The sequence below is a fragment of the Nocardia sp. JMUB6875 genome (assembly GCF_041154655.1).
Taxonomy (GTDB): Bacteria; Actinomycetota; Actinomycetes; order Mycobacteriales; family Mycobacteriaceae; genus Nocardia.
Genome location: NZ_BAAFGR010000239.1, coordinates 1 through 8643 on the forward strand (window position 1 = coordinate 1; position 8643 = coordinate 8643).

Below are 8643 nucleotides of genomic sequence, written 5' to 3' on the forward strand. Positions count from 1 at the left end.
CCTGCGCACCGTGCACCGTGGGGTCGCCATCCATGAAGCCTGAGCACGACCCCGAAACCGCCTCCGCCGCACTACCCTCCGCGCCGACATCGAGCCATACTCCGGCCGATGCGACCGGCGCGGCCGACGGCCGGACCCCGGCGACGACGAATGGCTCCGCCGCGCACGGCGGCTCGGCACTCGCAGCGAGCGCAGCTGACTCCGGGGCCCGCGGGTCGGCCGAGTCCATCGCGGTCGGTGACGATCGAGTCGACTCCGGCGCAATGACTTCGGGTCGGGGTGGCTCGAGTGAAGCGGCCGAGGTGCCGCCGACCGTCCGCCGCCCGGGGGCCGCGGACGTGCGTGCCGCGTCCGGAGACGGCGCCGCGGCGGCGATGCCGGAATCGGAATCCGGTGGCGGCGGCGAGATCTCGACCGGTACGGCCGCGGCGTGGCCGCCGGGCCCGGTCGGGCGGTTGGTGAGTCTGGCGGCGAGGCGGCCCGGTGTGGTGCGACTCATCGCGGCGGTGCTGGCCGGGCTACTGGTGTACGCGAGCTTCCCGCCGCGGACGCTGTGGTTCCTGGCACCGATCGGGATCGCGGTGCTGACCCTGGCGGTGCGTGGAACCGGCCGGGCGCGTGCGGGTTTCGGGCTCGGGTTCGTGGCGGGGCTGGGGTTCTTCCTACCGCTGCTGCCGTGGACCGGGATCTATGTCGGGCCGGTGCCGTGGATCGCGTTGTCGGCGGTGTGCGCGTTGTATGTCGGGGCGTTCGGGTTGTTGACGCGGTGGGTGGCGGCGTTGCCGGGCTGGCCGGTGTGGGTGGCGGCGACGTGGTCGCTGACGGAGTGGGCGCGGTCGAGTTTTCCGTTCGGCGGGTTTCCTTGGGGGAAGCTGGCTTTCGGGCAGGCCGACGGGTGGTATCTGCCCTTCGCGATGCTGGGCGGCGCACCGCTGGTGAGCTTCGCGGTGGCGCTGACGGGCACCGGGTTGGCGGCGCTCGCACTGGGGTGTTTGCGAAGGTTGCGAGGGGCCGGTGGCGATAGCTCGGAAGTGGCTGCCGTCACATCGGATTCGCCCAGATGGGGAGCACTACGTCTCACATCGTGGAACCGGATTGTTGCTGCGGCAATGCTTGTGGCTATAGTTCCCCTCACCGGAGTGATCCTCCGGACCGCGCTGCCCGGCCCGGAGGACGGCAACCGGCCGATCACGGTCGCCGCCATCCAGGGCAGCGTGCCGCGCCTGGGCCTGGACTTCAACGCCCAGCGCCGCGCGGTTCTCGACAATCACGTCAAACGCACCGAGGAACTGGCCCGCGACATCGCCGCCGGCCGCGCCCCGCAACCGGACGTGGTGATCTGGCCGGAGAACTCCTCCGATATCGACCCCCTGCGCAATGCCGATGCGGCGCAAGAGATCTCGCAGGCGTCCAAGGATGTGAAGGCACCCATCCTGGTCGGCGCGGTACTGGTCAACAGCGATCGCACCACCACCAACTCGGTCATCGTCTGGAACGGCGACGCCGGACCGGGGGAGCGCCACGACAAGAAGATCATCCAGCCCTTCGGCGAATACCTGCCGATGCGCTCGTTCTTCCGGCACTTCTCCGAATACGCCGACCGCGCAGGCTATTTCGTCCCCGGCCACGGCGATGGCGTGGTGCACGTGCGGCCCGCGGGCGGCGGCGCGCCCGTCACCATCGGCGTGGCGACCTGCTATGAGGTCGCCTTCGACCGCGCCTTCGAGCAATCCGTGCGCGCCGGCGCCCAGTTGCTCACCGTCCCCTCCAACAACGCCACCTTCGGCCGCAGCGAGATGACCTACCAGCAGCTGGCCATGTCCCGGGTGCGCGCGGTGGAGCACGGTCGCGCCGTGGTGGTTTCGGTGACCACCGGCGTCAGCGCCATGATCACCGCCGACGGCACGATCCAGCAGCAGACGCCGCAGTTCGAGCCCGCGGCGCTGGTAGCGACGCTGCCGCTGCGCGACAACACGACACTCGCGACCCGTTTGGGCCCCGCGCCGGAGGTGTTGTTGTGTATCCTGGCCGCGGCTGCCACTGCGGTGGCGCTGTTCCGGCGGCGGACGCGCGCTCAGACAGAACCGACCGGCCGGTAATTCCGAATACCTTTCGGCGCAGTAATCGCGGGCACGTGTGTGAGGGCCGTCCCGCGTCGGCGACTTCGATTCGCCAGTTCATTGCCAGGGCTTGTTGGAGTTTCCGATATGTCCGAGTTTGAGCGGTTCCCTTATGCGAGATACGCGAACAACGCGAGGTTTGCCATGAGGTAACTGAACTGAATCTTCGCTCCGCCAACGCTGTTCGTTGCGGGCAACTCGAGATCACCACCGATCCACTCGGCGGGATGCTCCGAATCATAGGGCGTGGGCCACGTCCTACGGCTCGCGCGTGCGCGCGAAAGCCGGGCACTGGCATCCACCGTATCGATTTTCGGGGCTCGGGGAGTTGCGTCAACAGCGGCAGAACGGAGTTTTTTGATGAGTTCATTGGCCACCGACCGTGTCGACCAATGTTCTTCGGGTGAATTCTCGGCTCAACCTTTCGCGCTCTCTCCCGCGCAATCAGCCCTCTGGTACGCCCAGCGCATCCGGCCCGACATCCCGCTCACCATCGCGCAATTCGTGGAGATCCACGGCGATCTCGATGTCGGCCGCCTGCTCTACGCCATCGAACGCTTCGGCGCCGAGAGCGAGGTCGGCCACGTCCGCCTGCTCGAGATCGACGGCGTCCCGCACCAGGTGGTCGACCCCAGCTGGCGGCCCGGCTGGGCGCGCATCGACCTGCGCGAGGAGCCGGATCCGCGCGCCGCGGCGCTGGCCTGGATGAACGAGCACGCCAGCTCGCCCATCGATATCGAACACGACCCGCTCACCATGAATGTGGTGCTGCGCGTCGGGGATTCGGACTGGATCTGGTACACCCGCGGCCACCACATCGTCATCGACGGCTACGGCGCCATGAACGCCACCACCCGCGCCGCCGAGATCTACACCGCGCTCGAGAACCAGACCGAACCGGTGGTCTCGCGCGCGACGCCGCTGGCCACCATCTACGGCGACGAGAACCGCTACCGCGACACCAGTCGTTTCGTCAGTGACGGCGACTACTGGCGCGAACAGCTCGCCGGGGTCGGCGAGCCGATCACCCTGTCGTCCAACGGATCACTGCCCGTGGTCTCCGACGCGGGCCGCCGCACCGCCACCGCCGTCATCGGCCGCGATGTCGAATCCGCCATCGAGGCCGCGGCAACCGCGTTCGGCTCCAACAGTTCCGCGCTGTTCGTGGCCGCCCTGGCCGGTTACGTGCGCGCGGTCACCGGCACCCAGGACGTGGTGCTGAGCCTGCCGGTCTCCGCCCGCACCACCGTGTCGCTGCGCCGCTCCGGGGGCGTGGTGTCGAATGTGGTCCCGATCCGCGTGCAGTTCCAGGCCACCGACACCGTCGCCGACACCGTGCGCGCCATCGAACTGCAGATCACCGGCGCGCTGCGCCACCAGCGCTACCGCAGCGACGACATCCGCAGGGACTGCGGCTATTCCCGCGACACCCGCGGCTTCTTCGGCCCGATGGTCAACCTCATGCTCTTCCACAGCGAGCTGAAGTTCGGCAGCCTGGTCGGCTCCATCAACGTGCTGTCCACCGGCCCGGTCGAGGACCTGTCGATCAACCTCTACAACGGCCTGGGCAACCGCATCCACATCGACTTCGAGGCCAACCCGCGCCTCTACGGCGACGCCGAACTGTCCATGCACCACGGGCGTTTCCTCGACTACCTGTACCGCTTCGTCTGCGCCGCCCCTGACACGGTGATCGCCGACATGCCGGTGCTCACCGATCTGGAACGCGAACGCGTCCTGCACGAATGGAATTCGACCCAGGTCGCCCGCCAGGAGGGCACCCTCGCCGGACTGTTCGCCGACCGCGCCGCCATGTCCGCGGGCCGCATCGCCCTCGACTACGAGGGCGAGACCCTCACCTACGCCGCCTTCGACGAGCGCGCCAATCGCCTGGCCCGCGAACTCATCGCACGTGGCGCGGGCCCCGACACCCTGGTCGGCCTGGCCCTGCGCCGCAGCCTGGACCTGCTGATCGGCATGTACGCCATCGTCAAGGCGGGCGCGGCGTATCTGCCCATCGACCCGGACCACCCGGCCGACCGCATCGAGGCCATCCTCACCCAGGCCCGGCCGCTGTGCGTGCTCACCGCCCGCCGCGAGCGCCTCGAACTGCCTCGCACCGCACCGCGATTCGAGATCGACGTCGCGGACCTGACCCAGCGCAGCGGGCGCCCCGTCACCGACGCCGACCGGCGCGCTCCCTTGCGCTCGGACCACCTGGCCTACGTGATCTTCACCTCCGGCTCCACCGGAAAACCCAAGGGCGTCGGCGTCACCCACGCCGCCATCGTGAACCGGCTGCGCTGGATGCAGCACGCCTACCCGCTCGACAGCTCCGACGTGGTGCTGCAGAAGACCCCCGCCACCTTCGACGTATCGGTGTGGGAGTTCTTCTGGCCCTTGCAGATCGGGGCGCGCCTGGTGATCGCCGCCCCCGACGGGCACCGCGATCCCGGCTACCTGGCCCGGATCATCGCCGAGAAGGGCGTCACCACCGCCCATTTCGTGCCGTCCATGCTGTCGGTGTTCCTCACCGACACCGATGTGGCGGGCTGCACCGGCCTGACCCGCGTGTTCTGCTCCGGTGAGGCGCTGCCCGCCGCCACCGTCGCCGAATTCCACGCCGCCCTGGGCACCGGCCCGGACGCCCCGCAGCTGCACAATCTCTACGGCCCCACCGAGGCCGCCGTCGACGTCACCGCCTGGCACTGCACACCCGGCACCACCGACGTGCCGATCGGCGCGCCCATCTGGAATACCCGTACCTACGTCCTCGACGCCCGCCTGCAACCGGTCGCCCCCGGCGTCGTGGGTGAGCTGTATCTGGCGGGCGTGCAGCTGGCCCGCGGCTACCTGGGCCGCGGCGCGCTCACCGCGGACCGGTTCGTGGCCAACCCCTTCACCCCCGGCACCCGCATGTACCGCACCGGCGACCTGGTGCGCTGGCGCGGCAGCGGCCGCTCCGGCGTGCTGGAATACCTGGGCCGCAGCGACTTCCAGGTCAAGGTGCGCGGCCTGCGCATCGAACTCGGCGAGATCGAGGCCGCCCTGCTCGCCGACGAGCGGGTGGCGCGGGCGGTGTGCGTGGCCCGGCGCGGCCGCGGCGGCGACGAACTCATCGGCTACGTGGTCGCCGCCCCCGGCGCGGACCCGATCGAAACCGCCGAGCTCACTGCCGGATTGCGCCGCACCCTGCCCAGCTACATGGTGCCCTCGATCCTCATGGTGCTCGACGAACTACCGCTCAGCGCCAACGGCAAGGTCGATCGCAAGGCGCTGCCCGAGCCCGACGCCGGCGCCCGCCGCCCGGCCGCCCGGCCCGCCGCCGCCCCGAGCAACGCCGCCGAACGCCAGCTCACCGGCATATTCGCCGAAGTCCTCGGCACCGACGACTTCGATGTCCACGACAGCTTCTTCGACCTGGGCGGCAACTCCCTGACCGCCGCCCGGGCGGTGGCCCGCGTCAACGCCGCCCTCGGCGTCTCGCTCACCATCCGCGACCTGTTCGAAACCTCCACCGTGACCGCCCTGGCCGCGCGCCTGGCCGACGCGCGCCCCGAACACGCCTCCCCGAAACTGGTGGCCGGGCCACGCCCGCAACAGATTCCGCTGTCCCTCGCCCAGCAGCGGCTGTGGATCCTCAACCGCTTCGCCGAGCACGCCGCCGCCTATAACATGCCCCTCGCGGTGAAACTCACCGGGCCCCTGGACATCGCGGCCCTGCGGGCCGGATTGGTGGACGTGCTGGAACGGCACGAGAGCCTGCGCACCACCTTCCCCGACACCCCCGACGGCCCGTGCCAGCTGGTGCATCCGGCCGCCGAGATCCCGCTCACCCTCGACCCGATCGACGCCACCGACGCCGACGTCATCGCCCTGGCCACCGAATTCGCCGGGTACGGTTTCGATCTGCGCAGCCAGGCCCCCGTCCGGGTCGCGCTCTACACCACCGGACCCGACTCGCACCTGTTCCTCATGGTGCTGCACCACATCAGCGGCGACGGCTGGTCCATCGCCCCGCTCATCCGCGACATCATGACCGCCGTCGCCGCCCGCGCCGAAGGTCTGGCCCCGCAGTGGACACCGCTGCCGGTGCAATACGCGGATTTCGCGCTGTGGCAACGGGAACTGCTCGGCGACGAGGCCGACCCGGCCAGCGCCCTGGCCCGGCAGCTGGCCTACTGGCGGGCCGCGCTGGCCGACCTGCCCGACCAGCTGGACCTGCCACTGGATCGCCCGCGCCCGCGCCAGCGCTCCACCGACGGCGGCACCGTCGACTTCATCATCCCCGCCGACACCCGCCGCGCCCTGGCCGCCGTCGCCGCCGAACGCGGGGTCAGCACCTTCATGGTGCTGCACGCCGCCCTCGCGACCGTGCTTGCGCGCCTGTGCAATACGACCGACATCGCCATCGGCACCCCCATCGCCGGGCGCAGCGATCCCAACCTCGACGATCTGGTCGGCATGTTCGTCAACACCCTGGTGCTGCGCACCCGCATCGATCCGGCCGCCGGCTTCGACCGCATGCTCACCGAGGTCCGCGACACCGACCTCAATGCCTTCGCCAATGCCGACGTGCCCTTCGAGCGCCTGGTCGAGGTGGTGAACCCGGAACGCTCCGCCGCCCGGCATCCGCTGTTCCAGGTCATGCTGTCCTACGACAGCAGCCCGGACCTGCGCGTCGACCTGCCCGGCGTGGACGCCCAGGTGGTGCCCATGGCCACCGACATCGCCAAGTTCGACCTGCAGCTCACCGTCCACGAACCGGCCGGAACCCCGGCCGACGGCGCCCCGCTCACCGCCGAATTCGGTTACGCGGCCGATGTTTTCGACCGCGCCACCGTCGAGGCCATCGCGCGCCGGTTCGGTGCGGTGCTCGCCGCAGCCGTCGCCGACCCGACCGTCCCCGTGGGTGATCTGCCGCTGCTCGACGCGCGCGAGACCGCGAAACTGGTGCCCATCATGGGTTCGCCCGCCGAACCCGCCATCACCCTGGCCCGGCTGCTCACCGACACCGCCGAACGCGTCCCCGACGCGGTGGCCGTGCGCTACCTCGGCGCGGACACCACCTACCGCGAACTCGACGAACGCTCGAACCGCCTGGCGCGCGTGCTGATCGACCACGGCGCGGGCCCCGAGGTCGTCGTCGCCATCGCCCTGCCGCGCGGCCTGGACAGCATCCTCGCCGTGTGGTCGGTGGCGAAAACCGGTGCGGCGTATGTGCCCATCGACCCGGACTACCCGTCCGACCGCATCGCCCACATGCTCGCCGACTCCGGCGCCATGCTCGGCATCACCGACCCCGAACGCCGCGCCGACCTGCCCGACTGGCCCGGCAGCCGGGGGCGGCACCGCAAGAACTACGTGGACTGGCTGCTGCTCGGCTCCGAACAGCTCTCCGCCGAGGCCGCGCAGTTCCCGGACACCGCCGTCACCGACGCCGACCGCCACCACCCGCTGCGCACCGGCAGCCCGGCCTATCTGATCTACACCTCCGGCTCCACCGGCATGCCCAAGGCCGTGGTCGTCACCAACGCCGGCATCTCCTCGCTGGCGCACGAGCAGATGCACCTGTTCAAGGTGACCGATTCGGCTCGGACACTGCACTTCTCCTCACCCAGCTTCGACGCGTCGGTGCTGGAGTTGCTGCTCGGCTTCGCGGCCGGGGCCACCATCGTGGTCGCGCCCGCGGGCATCTTCGGCGGCATCGAACTTGCGCGCATCCTGCGCGAGGAACGGGTGACCCATGCCTTCGTCACCCCGGCCGCCCTGGGCACCGTCCCCACCGACGACCTGCCCGACCTCGAGGCCGTCATCGTGGGCGGCGAGGCCTGCCCCGAAGACCTCGTAAGGATCTGGACCGCACCGGATTCGCGGCCCGGTCACCCCGCGCGGCGCATGCACAACATGTACGGCCCCTCGGAGGCCACCGTCGCCGCCACCGCCACCGGACCCATGCTCGCCGGGCAGCCGGTGCCGATCGGCCTGCCCGTGCGCGGCATGCGGCTGTTCGTCCTCGACGGCCGCCTGCACCCCGTCCCGCCCGGCGTGGCGGGGGAGCTGTACCTGTCCGGTCCCGGCCTGGCCCGCGGCTACCTCGGCCGCCACGGCCTGACCGCGCAACGCTTCCCGGCCAATCCGCACGGCCGCCGCGGCGAACGCATGTACCGCACCGGCGATCTCGTGGTCGCCGACGGCGCCGGGCAGCTGCGCTTCCTGGGCCGCGCCGACGACCAGATCAAGATCCGCGGCTTCCGCATCGAACTGCGCGAGATCGACCACGTGCTCGCCGCGCATCCGGGAGTCACCTTCGCGCTCACCGTGGTCCACCACGACGAACGCGGAATCCCGCGCCTGGTCGCCTATCTCACCGCCGACACCGAACTCGACCCGGCGGCCGTGCTGGACACCGCGCGCGGACGGCTGCCCGGCTACATGGTGCCCTCGGCGCTGACCATCCTCGAGTCCATGCCGGTCACCCCCTCGGGCAAGCTCGACCGCAAGGCCCTGCCCGCCCCCGAGT

General features: G+C 70.6%; 2 protein-coding genes. Both read left to right on the plus strand.

The window, feature by feature from the left end; all coding sequences use genetic code 11:
• Positions 1–32: 32 nt before the first annotated feature.
• Positions 33–2099, plus strand: a complete 2067-nt coding sequence (gene lnt / locus ACAM49_RS36230) for an apolipoprotein N-acyltransferase (RefSeq protein WP_369640048.1) — start codon at positions 33–35, stop codon at positions 2097–2099.
• A 381-nt stretch (positions 2100–2480) separates the two neighbouring features.
• A partial coding sequence (locus ACAM49_RS36235; protein ID WP_369640049.1) for an amino acid adenylation domain-containing protein occupies positions 2481–8643 on the plus strand: 6163 nt, incomplete at its 3' end.

Coding starts and splice junctions, on each gene's coding strand:
- lnt (WP_369640048.1), top strand. CDS start 33: ATGAAGCCTGAGCACGACCCCGAAACCGCCTCCGCCGCACTACCCTCC.